This is a genomic window from Leisingera sp. S2M4 (genome assembly GCF_055398055.1).
Map to the genome: position 1 here is coordinate 44,503 of NZ_AP040862.1, position 16,125 is coordinate 60,627.

Genomic DNA, 16,125 nt, shown 5'->3' on the forward strand with positions numbered 1-16,125 from the left:
CAACAAATCGCCGCCCTGCCGAAGGGCGGGCGCGGCCCGTGGCAACATTGTCCGGCCCTCACGCGCCGCCACGGTGGCCAAGCCAAGAGGCGCGGGCGCATGCCGTGGGGCAGACGTGCCCACGCCTGCGGGCAACGTTGCGGTCTCTGGGACGGGGGCTTGGCCTTAGTCCAGGGCCTCTATGATCGCGATGTCCGCCTCGCAGGCACCGGCGCGCTCGGCGCGCGCGGCCCGGTACGCCGCGGAGTTGTAGCAGGCGCGGGCGCGGTCCAAACTGTCGAATTCGATGACAACTCTGCGCTGCCATGCGCGACCTTCAAGGGTGTCCGCTTCACCTCTTGCCAGGAAGCGCGCGCCGAATTCAGCAAACGCCGCCGGGGCAATTGCCTGGTACCCCTGGTAACGCTCGGGGTCAGTGACTGTCACATTGGCAATCCAGTAGGCTTTGGGCATTGGCTTTTCAGGCTTTCTCTTGGGTGAGAACTCGTTTGGCAACGGCGGCTGTTTCCGTCAGATGGTCGTGGACGGCCTTCTTGGCAGCTTCCGCGTTGCCAGAGGTGATGGCTTCGCAGATTTCTTCCATGTGGGAGGGGCCGGGTTTCGGCCGGTCCGCGGTCGACAGTGTGACTGCCCGCAGGCGGCTGATGCGACCGTTCAGGCGCTGGGCGATTTCCCAGGCGACGTGATGGCCAGCCCCCTCGAAGATGATGCGATAGAAGTCGGTGGAGGCGCGCAGCATTGGGCCGGGGGCACCTGCCGCTACCGCGTCTTTCAGCACCGTCAATGCCTCTTTCAGTTCTTCGGCCAGCTGCGGTGTCATGTTCTCGGCGCAGGCGGTGGCGGCGGCGGTCTCAAGCATCTGACGGATATCATAGATCTGCCGTGCGTCCTCCCAGCTGAGCTGCGCGACGATCGGCCCTTTGCCCGTCAGGATTTCAACCAGCCCCTCGGCCTCGAGGTAGCGGATGGTCTCGCGGACCACCGTTCGGCTGACGCCCAGTTGATCGCAGAGGGCGCGTTCGACCAGTCGTTCGCCGGGGGCGAATTGGCCAGAAATGATCGCCTCGCGCATTCGCTCCTGCACGATGCAGCGCAGCGTCTGAGGTTGGTCGATCCGGGTCATTACGGGCTGGGGGGCGGGTTTGCTCATGCCTGTGTCGATACCAACAGCCGTGGCCTCAGGCAAGTGTCTGTTGACATGCAGTCCTATGGTATACCATATGACGACAACTGGAATCAGATAGGAAAGGCTCAGCCATGCCCGCCGAAATCCGCAAAACGTTGCTGCATGTTGAAGAGACCCTGATCGAGGGCGGTAAAGCTGCTCAGACGCCGCTAAAGATGATTGCCGCGGTGGCGGTGATCAAAAACCCCTGGGCGGGGCAGGGGTTTGTCGAAGACCTGCGCCCGGCAATCCATGACTGCGCGCCCGGGCTGGGAGAGAAGCTGACGGCAATGATCCTTGAGGCCGCAGGTGGCGGTGACAAGGTCGAAGGCTACGGCAAATCTGCAATCGTCGGCGTCAATGGCGAGGTCGAGCACGCCTCCGCCCTGATCCACACGCTGCGCTTTGGCAACCACTTCCGCGAGGCGGTGGGGGCGAAGTCCTATCTTGCCTTCACCAACACCCGTGGCCCGGCCAACGCTTCCTTGCAAATCCCGTTGATGGACAAGAACGACGGCGGGCGGCGCAGCCATTACCTGACCATCCAGCTCGCTGTGGCGGATGCGCCCGGGCCGGACGAGATCGTGATCGCGCTGGGGGCGTCCATTGGTGGGCGGCCGCATCACCGCATCGGCGATCGCTATCAGGACCTCAAGGAGCTGGGCCATGACGTCGACAACCCTGCAGCTGTCTGATCCCTTCGGTCCCGTTACCTGCCAGTCGGTCGGTGACGGGGCACCTGTGGTGCTGCTTCACGGTGTTGGCATGCAGTCCGCGGCCTGGGCGCCGCAGATCGAGCAGCTGTCGCAGACCCATCGGGTTATTGCGCTGGATCTGCCCGGACACGGCGGCAGCGGGCTGCTGCCGGACGGGACGGAGTTGCCGGGCTACGTGGCCTGGCTTCATGCCGTGCTCACGGCGCTGGATCTGGGGCCCGTGTCGCTGGCGGGCCATTCCATGGGGGCGCTCATCGCCGGTGGATATACCGTCTGCCATCCCGCGCACGTCTCTCGCGTGGCGTTGTTGAACGGGGTCTTCCGCCGGGATCCTGCGGCGCGCGAGGCCGTCGAGGCCCGCGCGGCCCTGATCCGTGCTGGTGGCTTCGACCTCGAGACGCCCTTGGCCAGATGGTTCGGAGAAGGCAAGGCCGACCTGGCCGCCCGGGCGCAAGTGGCTGAATGGCTGTCGGGGGTGAACCTCGCGGGCTATGCTGCGGCCTATACCGCCTTTGCGCGCGGTGACAGCACCTATGCGGACGGGTTTTCCGACATCCGCTGCCCGCTCCTGGCGCTGACCGGTGATGGTGACCCGAACTCGACGCCGGAAATGGCGCGGGCCATGGCGGATGCTGCGCCCCACGGGCGGGCAGTGGTCATCGAAGGCCACCGCCACATGGTGAACCTGACCGCACCGGAGGAAGTGAACGCCGCCCTGCGGACCTGGCTCAACACAGAGGAGGAGCTGTCATGAGCAACATCGATCCACGCGCGCTGCACAATGCCTTTGGCACCTTCATGACAGGCGTTACGGTGGTGACGACGCATGATCCCGACGGAAATCCGATCGGTTTCACCGCCAACTCCTTCACCTCCGTGTCGCTGGACCCGCCACTGGTGTTGGTGTGTCTCGCCAATTCCTCCAGAAACTATGCCGCGTTCGAACAGGCCGACGGCTTTGCCGTGAACGTGCTGGCGGAGGACCAGAAGGACGTCTCCAACACCTTTGCAAGGCCGGTCGAGGATCGTTTCTCGGTCGTTCAATGGCAGAAAGGCCCGCAAGGCAGCCCAGTATTCGAAGGCGTTTCAGCCTGGTTCGACTGCTCCATGCACAAACGCGTGGAAGCGGGCGACCATTTGATCCTGATCGGACAGGTGGAGGCTTTCGAGACCTCGCCCGCGCCGGGATTGGGCTATGCCCGCGGCGCCTACGTGACGGCGGCGGCCGAAGCCGAGGCTCTGACACAGGGTGCCAAGCTGATCGTCTCAGCCCTCATCGAGCATGAGGGCAAGGTGCTGCTGATGGGCAATGACCTCGGCAAGCTGACGCTGCCGGAAACGCGGGTCGGCAAGGAGGGAGCCTCCGCGGCCTTGGCCCGGCTGATTGCCGAAACCGGTGTCGAAGCGGAGCCGGGGTTCATCTACTCGGTGTTCGAAGACGAAGCGCGGGAACATCAGCATATTTCGTTTCTGTGCCAGTCTGCCGGGGGCACCCCGGCCAAGGGCACCTTCACCCAGCTCAGTCAGACCACGCTGATGGACATCGCGGATGCGGCGGTCTGCACCATGCTGGAGCGGTTCGCCAACGAAAGCCGGATCGGCAATTTCGGGGTGTATTATGGAAACCAGACCACCGGGCAAGTGCGCCCCGTGGGGACAGGGAGCACGCGGGCATGAAATTTTCTCTCTTTGCGCATATGGAGCGGATTTCTGCGGATCAGGATCAGAAACAGCTCTACGACGAGTTCATCCAGCTTTGCAAAATCGCCGATGACGGCGGCATGCACGCGGTGTGGACCGGCGAACACCACGGGATGAATTTCACGATTGCGCCCAACCCGTTCCTGAACCTCGTCGATGTGGCGCGACACACCAAGAATGTCCGCCTCGGCACGGGTACGGTGATTGCGCCCTTCTGGCATCCGATCCGGCTGGCGGGCGAGGCGGCGATGACCGACATCATCACCGACGGTCGCCTGGATCTGGGTATCGCCCGTGGCGCGTATTCCTTTGAATACGAGCGCATGATGCCCGGGATGGACGCCTGGGAGGCGGGCCTGCGGATGCGGGAGCTGATCCCGGCACTGCAGGGGCTGTGGCAGGGCGATTACGCGCAGGAGGGGGAGTTCCACTCCTTCCCCAAGACCACGTCCTCGCCCAAACCGTTGCAGGACGGCGGCCCGCCGATCTGGGTCGCGGCCCGCGATCCGAACAGCCATGAATTCGCGGTGGCCAATGGCTGCAACGTTCAGGTGACCCCGCTGTGGAAGGGCGACGAGGAAATCGCCGACCTGATGAGCAAGTTCAACGCGGCCTGTGAAAAGCACAATGACGTGCCGCGGCCCAAGATCATGCTGCTGCAGCACACCTATGTCGCGGACAGCGCCGCGGATGTGAAACGCGGCGCGGAGGAGCTGAACCGCTTCTACAACTACTTCGGCGCGTGGTTCATGAACAAGCGGGACATCTCGCAGGGTCTCATCGCCCCCTTGTCGGACGAGGAAATCGCCGCGCATCCGTTCTACTCGCCCGAGGCGATGGAGCGGGACCTGGTGATCGGAGAACCGGCAGCGGTGATCGAACGGCTGAAGACATACGAGTCGCTCGGCTACGATGAATATGCGTTCTGGATCGACAGCAGCATGAGCTTCGAGCGTAAGAAGGCCTCGCTCGAGCGTTTCATCGCGCACGTGATGCCCGCGTTTCAGTAAGGGAGCCTGAGAATGCATACCTTCCAGCAGTATATCGGTGGCGCATTTGAGGATGCCGACACCACCTTCGACAGTCGCGACCCCGCCACGGGCGCGCCCTGGGCAAAGATGCCCGCGGCCTCCGAGGCGGATGTGGACCGGGCGGTAACGGCGGCGGAGGCTGCGTTCTTCTCCTCTGACTGGGCCGAGATGACGGCGACCCAGCGCGGCAAGCTCCTGATGCGCCTGGCGGACCTGGTGGCGGAGAGCGCCCCGAGGCTGGCGGAACTGGAAACCCGTGATACCGGGAAGATCATCCGCGAGACTTCGGCACAGATTGCCTATGTGGCGGAATACTATCGCTACTACGCGGGCCTTGCCGACAAGATCGAGGGCGCTCATCTGCCGATCGACAAGCCGGACATGGAGGTCTGGCTGCGCCGGGAACCGGTGGGCGTGGTGGCCGCGATCGTGCCCTGGAACTCGCAGCTGTTCCTGTCCGCGGTAAAGATCGCCCCGGCACTGGCAGCAGGCTGTACGGTGGTTCTTAAAGCCTCCGAGGAAGCCCCGGCACCAATGCTGGAATTCGCCCGGATCTTTGACCAGGCGGGCTTTCCGCCCGGCGTGCTGAACGTCATCACCGGCGGGCCGCAGGCCGGTGCCGCGCTGACCAGCCATGCATCGGTCGCCCATGTGGCCTTCACTGGCGGGCCGGAGACGGCGCGCCATATCGTGCGCAACTCGGCCGAGAACCTCGCGTCCACCTCGTTGGAACTGGGGGGCAAGTCCCCCTTCATCGTGTTCGACGACGCCGATCTTGAAAGCGCCGTGAACGCCCAGGTCTCGGGCATCTTTGCCGCGACCGGGCAAAGCTGCGTCGCGGGATCCCGGCTGGTGATCCAGAAAGGGATCAAGGCGGAATTTCTCAAGCGGCTGAAGGAGAAGGCCGAGGCCGTGGTGATCGGCATGCCGCAGGACATGGACACCGAGGTGGGGCCTTTGTGCACGTTGAGGCAGCGCGATCACGCGGTGCGGCTGATCGAGGCCTCGCTTCAGGCAGGTGCCAGGCTGGTCACGGGCGGCGTCGTACCAGAGGGGCAGGGCTACTTCTTTCCGCCCACCGTGCTGGATTGCTCCGATGCGCCGACTGCGCCGTGCCTGTCGAACGAGTTTTTCGGCCCGGTCCTCTCGGTGGTTGACTTCGAGACCGAGGCAGAGGCCGTGGAGATCGCAAACAACACCGCGTTTGGCCTCGCCTCGGGCGTGTTCACCCAGAACCTGACTCGCGCACACCGGATGATCCGCAAGATCCGGGCGGGCATCGTCTGGGTCAACACCTATCGCGCGGTAAGCCCGATTGCGCCCTTCGGCGGCCACGGCCTGTCCGGCCACGGCCGCGAGGGCGGGCTTCAGGCGGTGCTGGATTACACCAAGCTGAAGGCGGTCTGGCTGCGCACCAGCGACGATCCCATCCCGGACCCTTTCGTGATGCGGTAAGGCGGGACTGATCCCAACAGAAGAAAATTGCTTGCCGGAGGCGCCCGTCGCGCCTCCGGTCACCCAGTCATTGTCAAAGGGAGGAAACCATGGCGAGCGACGACAAAATAGGAGAGGGAGGCCAGCTGGTTTCCGACAAAGGGGTTTTCAAAGGGCTTCACAACGGCATGAGCATCGCGTCCAAGGCGATGGTGGCTGCCTTTGTCGTGTTCACGATCCTGAACGTGGATTATGCAGGCCGCATCTATGGCGGCATTCGCGCCTGGATCGAAGGCGCGCTGAGCTGGTATTACATCAGCACCGTGATCGTCATCCTGGCTGCCTGCCTGTTCCTGATGTTCAGCCGGTTCGGGTCCATCCGCCTCGGCGATGACGACAGCAAGCCGGAGTTCAGCCGTTTTTCCTGGTTCGCCATGCTGTTTTCCGCATCGGTGTCGATCGGCATCATGTTCTTTGGCGTTGCCGAGCCGTTGTTCTATTTCGACAATTCGGCGGGGTGGGGGTATCCCAACAACCCCTTCGCGGATGCGGCGGGCCACACCGAGATGGATGTGCAGCGCGCGGCGGATGCCGTGCGGGTGACCAACTTCCACTGGGGGCTGCATGGGTGGGCGATCTATACGCTGACCGGTCTGGCCCTCGGCTATTTTGCTTTTCGAAAAAAACTGCCGCTGACCTTCCGCTCGGCGCTGTATCCGGTCCTTGGCCAGCGGATCTATGGTCCGGCCGGTCACGCCGTCGATCTGCTGGCAGTCTTTGGCACGGTGTTCGGCATCGCCACCTCGATGGGGCTTGGAGTGACCCAGATGGCGCATGGCATAAACGTGCTGTTCGGGATCGATCCGGGCGTGGGCACCCAGGTCGCGCTGATCGTCATCATCTCGGTCATTGCGACCCTGTCGGCGGTCTCCGGCATTGGCAGGGGTATCAAGATCCTGTCGGAATGGAATGTCGTGCTGACCATCGCCCTCATCCTCTTCTTTGTCTTCGCAGGCCCCACCCAATGGCTGGCCGGCTTCCTGCTCAATGCAACCGGGGACTACCTGACCCAGTTCCTGTCGATGGGGTTCTGGACCGCTTCCACGCCGGGCGACGTCGCCTGGCAGGGGGGCTGGACCATCTTCTACTGGGGCTGGTGGCTGAGCTGGGCGCCCTTCGTCGGCATGTTCATCGCCCGCATCTCCAAGGGCCGGACCATCCGCGAGTTCATGTTCGGCGCCATGCTGGTTCCAACCTCGATGGCCTTCATCTGGATCTCGGTGTTCGGCGGCAGCGCGTTGTTCCTTGAACTCAATGCCGAAGGCGGCGTCGGAACCGCGGGCTTGGTGGATATGGTCAACAGCTGGAACCTGGGCGGTACCCTGTTCGGCACCATCGACCTGCTGGCAGATGGCGGGACTCTGGCTTGGGTCATCTCTGCCCTCACCACCTTCCTGCTTGCCACCTGGTTCATCACCAGCTCCGATTCCGGCACCCTGGTGGTGACCACCATCCTGTCGATGGGCAATGCGCATCCTCCCAAACTGCACCGTGTGGTCTGGGGCGCGGCGCAGGGGCTGGTTGCCGCCGTGCTGCTGCTGGCCGGTGGGCTGTCGGCGCTGCAGACTGCGGCGATTGCGGCCGCCCTGCCGATCTCGGTCCTGGTGGTGATGATGGCCTGGGGCGTGATCAAGTCGCTGATGGAAGATCCGGCCGCCGTGACGAGCAGCCCGGACGAGGCCCCGGATGGCACCGCCCTCAACCAGGATCTACACGCCTGATCGGCGCAAGCCAACGTCAAACAGGGGGCGGGACAGCTCGCCCCCAATTCTACCGCACAGGAGTTTTGCAAGTGCTCTCTCTCTCCCGTCCCGATCTGCTGTTGCAGGATGCCTATGTGAACGGCGAATGGCTGGCCCGCGACAGCCGGTTCCAGGTGCTCAACCCCTCGACCGGCGCGGTGCTGGCCAATGTGGCCGATTGCACCGTCGACGACGCCAGGGCCGCCATCGCGGCTGCCAGTGTTGCCCAGCGGGACTGGGCCAAGTGGACAGGCAAGGAGCGCGCCGCGGTCCTGCGCCGGTGGTTCGATCTCATGGTCGCCCATGCAGATGATCTGGCCGCCATCCTCACCGCCGAGATGGGCAAGCCGCTGGCCGAAGCCAAAGGCGAGATCATGTATGGCGCCAGCTTCATCGAGTGGTTCGCGGAGGAGGCCAAGCGGATCTATGGCGACACCATTCCCGGCCATCAGCGGGACAAGCGGATCCTGGTGATGAAGCAGCCGGTCGGTGTGGTCGGGGCAATCACGCCCTGGAACTTCCCCAACGCGATGATCACGCGCAAGGCAGGTCCGGCATTGGCGGCCGGGTGTGCCATGGTGGTGCGCCCCGCCAGCGAAACGCCGCTGTCGGCCCTGGCCATAGCCCGGCTGGGCGAGGAAGCGGGACTTCCCGCGGGTGTCTTCTCGGTGCTGCCGTCAACCGACAGCACGGGGATCGGACTGGAGTTCTGCGAAAACCCGGCGATGCAGAAGATCAGTTTCACCGGGTCTACCAACGTCGGCAGCATCCTGATGCGCCAGGGGGCCGCGCAGATCAAGAAACTGTCGCTGGAGCTGGGCGGCAACGCCCCCTTCATCGTGTTCGACGACGCCGATCTGGATGCCGCGGTCGAAGGCGCGCTGATCTCTAAGTTTCGCAATGCCGGTCAGACCTGCGTGTGCACCAACCGGATCTACGTTCAGGATGCTGTCCACGACGCCTTCGTGGAAAAACTCTGCGCTGCGGTGAAGGCTCTGCCGGTCGGCGACGGTTTCGCCGAAGGCACCGCCATCGGGCCGCTGATCAGCGCGTCCGCTGTGAGCAAAGTGAACGAGCACATCAGCGATGCCGTCGCCAAAGGCGGGCAGGTCGCGATCGGAGGCAGGCCGCATGCGTTGGGCGGGACGTTCTTTCAGCCGACGGTGATTACCGGCGTGACCCAGGAGATGGCGGTGGCCCGCGAGGAGACCTTTGGCCCGCTGGCTCCCGTGTTCCGGTTCTCGGAGGTGGATGAGGTCCTGGCCGCAGCCAACGAAACCGAGTTCGGCCTCGCGTCCTATCTGTACAGCCGCGACATGAGCCGCATCTACAAGATGATGGAGGGGCTCGAGTACGGAATGGTAGGTGTCAACACGGGCTTGATCTCCACCGAAGTGGCGCCGTTCGGCGGCGTCAAACTGTCCGGTCTGGGCCGGGAAGGCTCGAAATACGGGATCGAGGATTACCTCGAACTGAAATACTGCTGCCTGAGTATCTGAGGCTGCAACCACACAGCCACCGGTCCGCAGGTCTGCCTGTCATGGTCCCGCCTGCAGCCGGGATCGTGGCTCTTCGGCGCTGCCTGCGGACCCTGACCAGTCCCGGGAAGGCCGCGGACGGCTGGTCCGTGGCGGCTTGGCCTTTCGGCAGGTACGGCGCTGCCGCCGGTTTGAGACCTATTACAGGACAGTTGCCGCCTGTATGGTCGTGGAGTGGATGCTTGTCAGGCAGCCCCTACCGAGACCGCTCCGAGTGTCAGCTCCTTCAGGCTACGGCACTTTCTTAGGCTCTGTTTACGCCGCCTGGAACGGCGCTTCCCGATTGGATCTCTTTCTTTGCCTTCTACTCGGTGCAAACGCGTGCATGCCCGTATCTTTCCAGATGCCCCGGAATGCCCCCCGGGAGCGGAAGTTTTAGTGCATGTTGATCGAAGAAAGTTGGGCTTTCAAGGAAATCTGGTGGTGCGCCTAACTGGAGAAAGTTCGTGATCTGCCCCCCGCTGGTCCCTCGCTCATGAGGAGAGTCTGCGGGTTTGATGCTCTGAGCCCCAACCTTGGTCCGCCAGAAGCTGGATTTTTCCGGCTCTGTCACGATGACGGGCTGGTGACGCCATCGGGATAATGCATGGCAATCGGGACGTTGTATCCGATTGCGCTGTGGGGTCTGTCCTCATTGTAGTGCCGACGCCAATCCTCCAGCTTTTCGCGGGCATCTGCAAGGCTCATGAACCAGTGTGCGTTCAGGCATTCCGCCCGGAGCTTGCTGTTAAACGCCTCAATGAAGCTATTGTCCGTGGGCTTTCCAGGCCGTGAGAAGTCGAGGGTAACGTCGTTGGCGTAGGCCCAGAGATCGAGGTCCCGCGAGATGAACTCGCTGCCGTTATCGACTCTGATCGTCCTGGGGTAGCCGATCTGCCCGCAGACCCGTTCGAGCGTCTGCACAACATCTTCGCCCCGATAGGTGAAGCGCGGATCGGCCGCAGGGCAGAGCCGGGAATGCGTGTCGACAACGGTCAGGATACGCAACCTCCTGCCCAGGGCGAGCTGGTCGTGAACGAAGTCCATCGCCCAGACATCGTTCGGCCCAACAGCTTCCTGACGGTCCTCTCTGAGCTTTGCCTTCACCCGGCGCTTGGGGTGCTTGTTCCTGAGCTGCAGGCCCAACTCGTTGTAAATCCTGCGTGTCTTCTTCATGTTGATCACCCAGCCCTCCCGTCTCAGAAGCACGTGGACGCGCCTGTAGCCATAGCGCACACGCGTCTCTGCGATCTCTTTGATCCGCCGTTCGACGGCAGCCTGATCCGTCCGCCGGGACTTGTAGTGGTAGGTGGATGTGTCGAAGCAGATGGCCCCACAAGCCTTCCGGATCGATACACCCCAATCGACGCACATCCCGGTGACAATCTCGCGCAAACGGCCAGGCTTCAGAGCTTTCGCCGAATGACATCCTGAAGCATCTCCCGGTCCAGCGTCAGGTCCGCCACAATCTTCTTCAGCCGGATGTTCTCGTCCTCAAGCGCTTTCAGCCGGCGCATCTCGTCCGGCAGAAGGCCCCCGTATTTTTCTTCCAGTTAAAGTATGTCGCCTGGCTGATCCCGGCCTTGCGGCAGATCTCCGCGACCGGCGTTCCTTGCTCGCCCTGCTTCAGGATGAACGCCTTCTGCGCCTCTGTGAACTTCGATGCTTTCATGCGATTCCGCTCCTCTCCCAGCCAGGGAAATTTAGCGGAAAACTCCAACTCCGAACGATCCAGTTTTCAGGGGGCAGAGCACGTCCATTGCACTTGTTCAACATCCCACGTTTTCTGGATCGATCGCACGAACGACCGCGCCTGAATGGGCGTCAAGACCTGATCCTGAGCGAACGTTTCACGGATCTGGCGAGCAAGGGCCAGACGGCCTTCGTCACTCATCGCCGCCCTCCGCTTCGGGCCAGAGGCCTTCATAGAGGGTGTCGATCAATTCTCCACCGTTACTGATGATGACTTCAACAACCTGCAAATCACGGCCCGCGGTGTACTCCGAGGGCATGTCTTGCCATTCCAAAAGTGTTTCGCCGGCATCGCGTTTTGCCGGACCATCACCGATAAGGAAGACTAGATCAGTTCGCTCTACAGGTTGCGGGTTCTGGATCATTAGTATCTGATCGAGGGACTCTATGACTGTCTCAAACTCGTCCTTCGCACATTCCACCAGAATCTGCTGAAGCTGCTTCAGCCCAATGGGCACGGGTAGTGCGCGGTTTATTTCGAACCACACGCCCTTTCCATCGCGCACCGTTTTGCCGTCTGCGTCCTTGTATGCCTTCTTTGTCTCAGGATGCGGGACTGTATCACCTAGCATTACAGTGTCCACGACGGATGGTGTCCAAGTCGCCCTCCACTTAGCTTCGCCAGCGATGAACCGAGTGACTTCGCCCTCGTCATTGATGACAAGCGCAATGAAATCGTCCCCTTTCCGCCCCTGAACTTCACGCGTGCGTTCAGGGGCCCGGGCGAGCTGGAAGAGATACTGGCGGGCATCCTCATGTTCGCGAAGAAGGAAAACAGGCACAATCCATTCATGTGCGCCAATAAATTCATATGCCTCAGTCATGAGGCCAGACATGACTTCACCAAAAAGGCCGCGACGAGTTATCGGCGGCAGTGAATTGGGGTAGCGCGCATTGCATCCTGGTTGCCCTTCGTCAGGGTGTAGGCTGATCTGCGCGAATTCGTGAAAGCAGATACGCGCATCAAGATGCGCTGATTCAAAGTAAGGAGTCAGACCGAGCCTGATGACATCATCGGTTGGAATTTTTTGCTCAAGCAGAAGGTGCCCATACCGGCCCTTTGTGCTGGGATAGGGTTTCAACCATTCTTCAAGACACGGCAATGGAGGTGGAACTGTATGCATTTTAAACAATCATCGGTGGCATCGGCATCCGCAAAGCTTATTCAAAGAGCATATTGAAGGCCATTGGGAAATACTGCGGCCAGAGTGAGTTGCGTTGGTGTCTACATTCCCATCGAGAGTGGCAGAGAGCGGCTTGAACCATTCCCGATCTCCCAAAGCCACAGGCGGTGGGGCTGCTCTCTCTGTTGTTTTTTTACCTTCACAGGGCAGCCAGCTTGCGACCCCAATTCGTACGTTTCAACTTGCCAAGACTCAGGCTGTTCGCGTCCTCGTCGAGTCGCTTCCGGATCTTACTGCTCCCTGTCTGCGTGTCGGCTAAAGGACTGCCATCGGTCGACCGCTCTCCAAATATCGAATGACAGTATGGGGCCGATAGTTAATTCGCACGTCGTGTTAGGCCGTCCCGAATGGTCTTAATTTCGTTTTCGAGGTGCAGACCTCTGTAGACAAAGGATGTTTCATGCCGGGCGTATTGCCCTTTCCGATCTGCACTGAGCCAGTTGAACGATCCAGCACAGAGGAGCTCATTGTCGACGCTCACGATCTTGCTGTGGAGTTTCCGGACCCGGTGGACAGCGACACTGATCGCCGAAAGCCTTCGCTCGACGGCTTCCATCTGGCTAAGCCCGCCTGCGGCTGTCCCAGTGTTCAGAAGCGGGTCGGCAAAGACTTCGATGTCTGCCCCACGCTGGCGTGCGGTCGCCATAGCGTCCAGCAGGCCGGTTCGCTCGACCGTTCCGGCAACGACCCAAGGGCTGACTATCATGTATATCCGCCCCTCGCTTTTCAAAGCATCCAACAGGAATGCATCGTGCTCGGCCGCGTGCTGAAGCATCTCGATCCGGGCGTCACCGCCGGTAAGGTCGTCGCGCGGTTCCATGGCAAAATCCAGCGCCTTTCCCTTGGCCGCAAGAAATTCGGACAGTAGGGCGCGAGGTGAGCCGCTTCGGGCAGTGGCGAGGATGTCCATATCGCCGAAAACGAGGCAGCTGTCCTTGGCGCGCGACACCGTCACGTTCAGCATACTGGGCGAGGCATCGACGAAACCGCCATCCGCGTGTTTGGAATAGACAGGCGAGAAAATGACGATGGGTTGTTCGGCCCCTTGCAGCGCATGTACTGTGCCGATGGTCATGCCGTCGCGCCCAGACACGGTGATGCCGCGAGCAGTGCAGGCGTCCCGGAGGGCGCGCACTTGTTGGCCAAAGGGTGTGATAACCCCGACAACCCGTTCCAGAGGCTGGCCGTAGCGGTCTTCGAGAAGCGCGCGGTTCCCCTCCAGCCATGCAGCGATGGTGCGAGCCTCGACCGGGTTGGCGCGGCTGCCACCGTTAGCAAAGGCTCGTCCTTCGACATGCAGGTAACCCAGCGCGGGAAAGGGCGCGTCCTCCGGTGCGGGGCCGCGCATCGGGCGCAGTTTACCCTTGTAGCAAAGGGCATTGCTGAAGCCGATGATCTCGTCATGGCAGCGGCGATGTTCAAACAGGTAGAGCCCGCGATCCAGCTCGGGCCAAGGTGCGACCTTGCAGGCCTGCTGCGCAAGACGCATCGCGCTGCCGTCGGTGGATCGGATGCCGCTCGCGGCTAGGTGATCGGGCACCTTCTCGCCGTCGATCAACCCGCTGTCCTTGAGGTTGCCGATATCGACAGGGCCGGGGATGGCGGAGATCGGCTCGATCTGCTGCGTGTCGCCGATAACCAGCGAGCGTTTGGCCAGAGCGAATGAGGTGCCAGCGACCTCGGGCAGAACTTGCCCAGCTTCGTCGACGATCAGCAGGTCGATGAAATTGAAAAGGCTGTCGGACGCGAACTTGCCACCTTGGTAGCGGCTGCATGACAGCTTCCCAGGCAGGCTGGCAAAAGTGGCCACGGCGCAGGGCGTCAGCATCATGCGACGTTTCCAGCGCGGTTCGACGGCTTTTCGCCCCGTCCTTTCATGTGACGTGGTGATGGTGCCGAGATCGGCGTCCATCGCCATCAGCCACCGCCCTTCCCAGTAGTGGGTCGCGAGCAGGAACAGGTTAAACCGGGTCTGGAGGTCGGCCTGTCGCTCCAGCATGTCCAGGTCATCCGAGCCTCCGAAGGCTTCGGCCGCCTTGCGCCAAGCCAATTCGCTGGCCGTGGCCCGCTGCCTCAGCTCCACTGCGTGGGCCAAGCGCTGCTTGGCAGAGGCAAGGCTCTGCTGCCCCTGTCTCAGGGCATCTGCGACCCGCGTTTCGATATCCTCGACACGGGTCATGTCCTGCAACCCGTCCAGCCGATCACCGATGGTCAGTCGCGCTTTCAAAGCGCGCTTGCGCTTGATCGAAGAAATGAATCTGAAAAGACCGGTGAGCCAAGATTCAGAGGCAAAATAGTGATCAAGCGCTGCGCGTGCGGCGGCCAGTCGATCTGCCTCTTCCTGGCTGGCGCGGAGCGTATCCGCGCGCCGCACCTGCTCAGCGCCCGGATCTTCGCCCAGCTCGGACAAGACAGCGGCAGCACATGTTCTGAGGTGGTTCAAAGCCTTGTCGAGCTGGCTGAGCTTATTGACCTCTTCGCTCAGCCGATTTCGGAGCTGGGCGACAAAGCCGGCAACGTCTGCGTCCTTTACATTCGGGAATGCCTTGCTAGCCGCGTCCAGCCAAGCGGCCCGTGCGCGCTCGACATAGGACACGGACTCACATTCCGCCTGGAAGGCCTCCGTCTGATAGCGCTGCGCGGCCTCCATGCGCCGGGAATGCGACGGAAGAAACATCCCAAAGCTCTTGATGTCCGGCAACCAACGTCCGGCAAACACGCCATCTCCCGCCGAAAAATCCTTGCCGAAGGCGTCGATGATGTTGGTGACCGCTTGGTTGTTCGATGACGCCGCCACGATCACTGGCGGGTCGCCTCCGTCGAGCGCGGCTTTTACCCAGAGCCCCGCCACCGCTGAGAGCAGCATGGTCGTCTTGCCGGTCCCGGGTGGCCCGTTCACTGCGATCACCTCACCGGGTTTCGAGGCGTCGAGCCAGGCCAGAACCTGCCGTTGGTGTTCGGCCAGGGGGAAGTGCGGGTTTGAATGCCCAAGGCGTCGAGAAAACTCCTTTTCAATGCCGTGATCCATCGCGCTCTCAGGGCGGTGGGGCGAGGTGATCTGGCGTAGAAGCGGCGTGTCCGGTTCATTGGCCAGCAGATTGTCGTAGAGATCCAGCATCCCTCGCACCGTTGCATCGGCGCCTTCCGATACCTCAATGAAGCCGCTTCCGATCGGCAAATATTCCGTCTCGTCAGAGGGCCAGCCCGGCGCGAGGGCGTCGACCATCTGACGGCAGTGCTGGCGATATTCCTGCCATCCGTCGGCCGTCGTGATTTCGGGAAGGGGCGTTGTTGTCAGAAAATCATCGAGCACCTCCACCGATCCAAGGGCAAAGGCCCCCCGGGGCAAAGGCGTCAGCAGGTCGCGCGCAATAGCATTGCGAGTTGGCACGATCCGCCCCGCCCGATCCACGACGACCTCGGTGACCACGGGGGCGACGATCTCCGGCATCCCATCAACGCGAGACATGGCATGAGAGTCTTTGCGCGCTGTCACTAGGGGCCAGAAGCGAACCGAGACCGTTCCAACACCATCCTTGCCCTGGAACAGTGTCTGGACTAGCTGCTTGGGAAGGCTACCCGTCTTGAGCGCGTCTTTCGGGAGAACCAAGAATCTTTTTCGATCTGCAGCTCGGAACGTCCCTTCGCCAAGCGCACCATCTGCCAGAGATGTCCGCCAATACCGCAGGACGTTGGATGGTGTTGCGGCCATGAGGGGATCGCCGAGGGACTGTTGCGGGCAGAAAACTAAGCGAGCTCTGTGGTTTGCTCAGTTTTTTTGATTAGTGACCTTTTTAAGATGGGAGGGCAAGTGCTGGGTTTC

General features: G+C 62.0%; 11 protein-coding genes and 1 pseudogene. 7 read left to right on the forward strand and 5 right to left on the reverse strand.

Annotation, left to right across the window (positions count from 1 at the left end; all coding sequences use genetic code 11):
* Positions 1–165: 165 nt before the first annotated feature.
* Both ACZ52D_RS16555 and ACZ52D_RS16560 read right to left on the reverse strand, forming a co-directional pair.
* Positions 166–453 carry a DUF1330 domain-containing protein gene (locus tag ACZ52D_RS16555; protein WP_464443394.1) on the reverse strand — a complete coding sequence of 96 codons (288 nt, stop codon included), beginning with the start codon at positions 451–453 and terminating at the stop codon, positions 166–168.
* Between the two features lie 7 nt (positions 454–460).
* Complete coding sequence (locus tag ACZ52D_RS16560) at positions 461–1,150, reverse strand: GntR family transcriptional regulator (RefSeq protein ID WP_369924209.1); 690 nt, start codon at positions 1,148–1,150, stop codon at positions 461–463.
* Between the two features lie 107 nt (positions 1,151–1,257).
* Here ACZ52D_RS16560 and ACZ52D_RS16565 point away from each other — a divergent pair, with 107 nt between their 5' ends.
* The 7 genes from ACZ52D_RS16565 to ACZ52D_RS16595 all read left to right on the forward strand — a co-directional run bounded on the left by ACZ52D_RS16565 (position 1,258) and on the right by ACZ52D_RS16595 (position 9,348).
* Positions 1,258–1,860 carry an amino acid synthesis family protein gene (locus tag ACZ52D_RS16565; RefSeq protein ID WP_369924210.1) on the forward strand — a complete coding sequence of 201 codons (603 nt, stop codon included), beginning with the start codon at positions 1,258–1,260 and terminating at the stop codon, positions 1,858–1,860.
* The gene (locus tag ACZ52D_RS16570) at positions 1,832–2,635 is read left to right on the forward strand and encodes an alpha/beta fold hydrolase (RefSeq protein ID WP_464443395.1); all 804 of its coding nucleotides are present in this window, start codon (positions 1,832–1,834) and stop codon (positions 2,633–2,635) included. Before ACZ52D_RS16565 ends, ACZ52D_RS16570 begins: the two co-directional genes overlap by 29 nt.
* Positions 2,632–3,558, forward strand: a complete 927-nt coding sequence (locus tag ACZ52D_RS16575) for a flavin reductase (protein WP_464443396.1) — start codon at positions 2,632–2,634, stop codon at positions 3,556–3,558. The genes ACZ52D_RS16570 and ACZ52D_RS16575 overlap by 4 nt, the downstream gene beginning before the upstream one ends.
* A complete protein-coding gene (locus ACZ52D_RS16580) occupies positions 3,555–4,592 on the forward strand; it encodes an LLM class flavin-dependent oxidoreductase (RefSeq protein ID WP_369924214.1) in 1,038 nt (345 codons plus the stop codon). The genes ACZ52D_RS16575 and ACZ52D_RS16580 overlap by 4 nt, the downstream gene beginning before the upstream one ends.
* Positions 4,593–4,604: 12 nt before the next feature.
* A complete protein-coding gene (locus tag ACZ52D_RS16585; RefSeq protein WP_464443397.1) occupies positions 4,605–6,068 on the forward strand; it encodes an aldehyde dehydrogenase in 1,464 nt (487 codons plus the stop codon).
* A gap of 89 nt (positions 6,069–6,157) precedes the next feature.
* Positions 6,158–7,828 (forward strand): BCCT family transporter, encoded by a 1,671-nt coding sequence (locus tag ACZ52D_RS16590; protein ID WP_464443398.1) that lies wholly within the window; start codon positions 6,158–6,160, stop codon positions 7,826–7,828.
* A 71-nt stretch (positions 7,829–7,899) separates the two neighbouring features.
* A complete protein-coding gene (locus ACZ52D_RS16595; protein WP_464443399.1) occupies positions 7,900–9,348 on the forward strand; it encodes an NAD-dependent succinate-semialdehyde dehydrogenase in 1,449 nt (482 codons plus the stop codon).
* A 588-nt stretch (positions 9,349–9,936) separates the two neighbouring features.
* Here the strand turns inward: ACZ52D_RS16595 and ACZ52D_RS16600 are convergent.
* The 3 genes and pseudogenes from ACZ52D_RS16600 to ACZ52D_RS16610 form a co-directional block, all read right to left on the reverse strand.
* A pseudogene (locus ACZ52D_RS16600) lies at positions 9,937–11,038 on the reverse strand (IS3 family transposase).
* A 214-nt stretch (positions 11,039–11,252) separates the two neighbouring features.
* A complete protein-coding gene (locus ACZ52D_RS16605; protein ID WP_464443400.1) occupies positions 11,253–12,200 on the reverse strand; it encodes a hypothetical protein in 948 nt (315 codons plus the stop codon).
* A 418-nt stretch (positions 12,201–12,618) separates the two neighbouring features.
* Entirely contained in the window at positions 12,619–15,771 is a 3,153-nt protein-coding gene (locus ACZ52D_RS16610; protein WP_464443401.1) for an AAA domain-containing protein, read from the reverse strand.
* Positions 15,772–16,125 lie beyond the last annotated feature (354 nt).

Excerpts from the sequence above, each read along its gene's own strand:
- ACZ52D_RS16555 (WP_464443394.1), bottom strand. The coding sequence starts at position 453 with ATGCCCAAAGCCTACTGGATTGCCAATGTGACAGTCACTGACCCCGAG.
- ACZ52D_RS16560 (WP_369924209.1), bottom strand. The coding sequence starts at position 1,150 with ATGAGCAAACCCGCCCCCCAGCCCGTAATGACCCGGATCGACCAACCT.
- ACZ52D_RS16565 (WP_369924210.1), top strand. The coding sequence starts at position 1,258 with ATGCCCGCCGAAATCCGCAAAACGTTGCTGCATGTTGAAGAGACCCTG.
- ACZ52D_RS16570 (WP_464443395.1), top strand. The coding sequence starts at position 1,832 with ATGACGTCGACAACCCTGCAGCTGTCTGATCCCTTCGGTCCCGTTACC.
- ACZ52D_RS16575 (WP_464443396.1), top strand. The coding sequence starts at position 2,632 with ATGAGCAACATCGATCCACGCGCGCTGCACAATGCCTTTGGCACCTTC.
- ACZ52D_RS16580 (WP_369924214.1), top strand. The coding sequence starts at position 3,555 with ATGAAATTTTCTCTCTTTGCGCATATGGAGCGGATTTCTGCGGATCAG.
- ACZ52D_RS16585 (WP_464443397.1), top strand. The coding sequence starts at position 4,605 with ATGCATACCTTCCAGCAGTATATCGGTGGCGCATTTGAGGATGCCGAC.
- ACZ52D_RS16590 (WP_464443398.1), top strand. The coding sequence starts at position 6,158 with ATGGCGAGCGACGACAAAATAGGAGAGGGAGGCCAGCTGGTTTCCGAC.
- ACZ52D_RS16610 (WP_464443401.1), bottom strand. The coding sequence starts at position 15,771 with ATGTCTCGCGTTGATGGGATGCCGGAGATCGTCGCCCCCGTGGTCACC.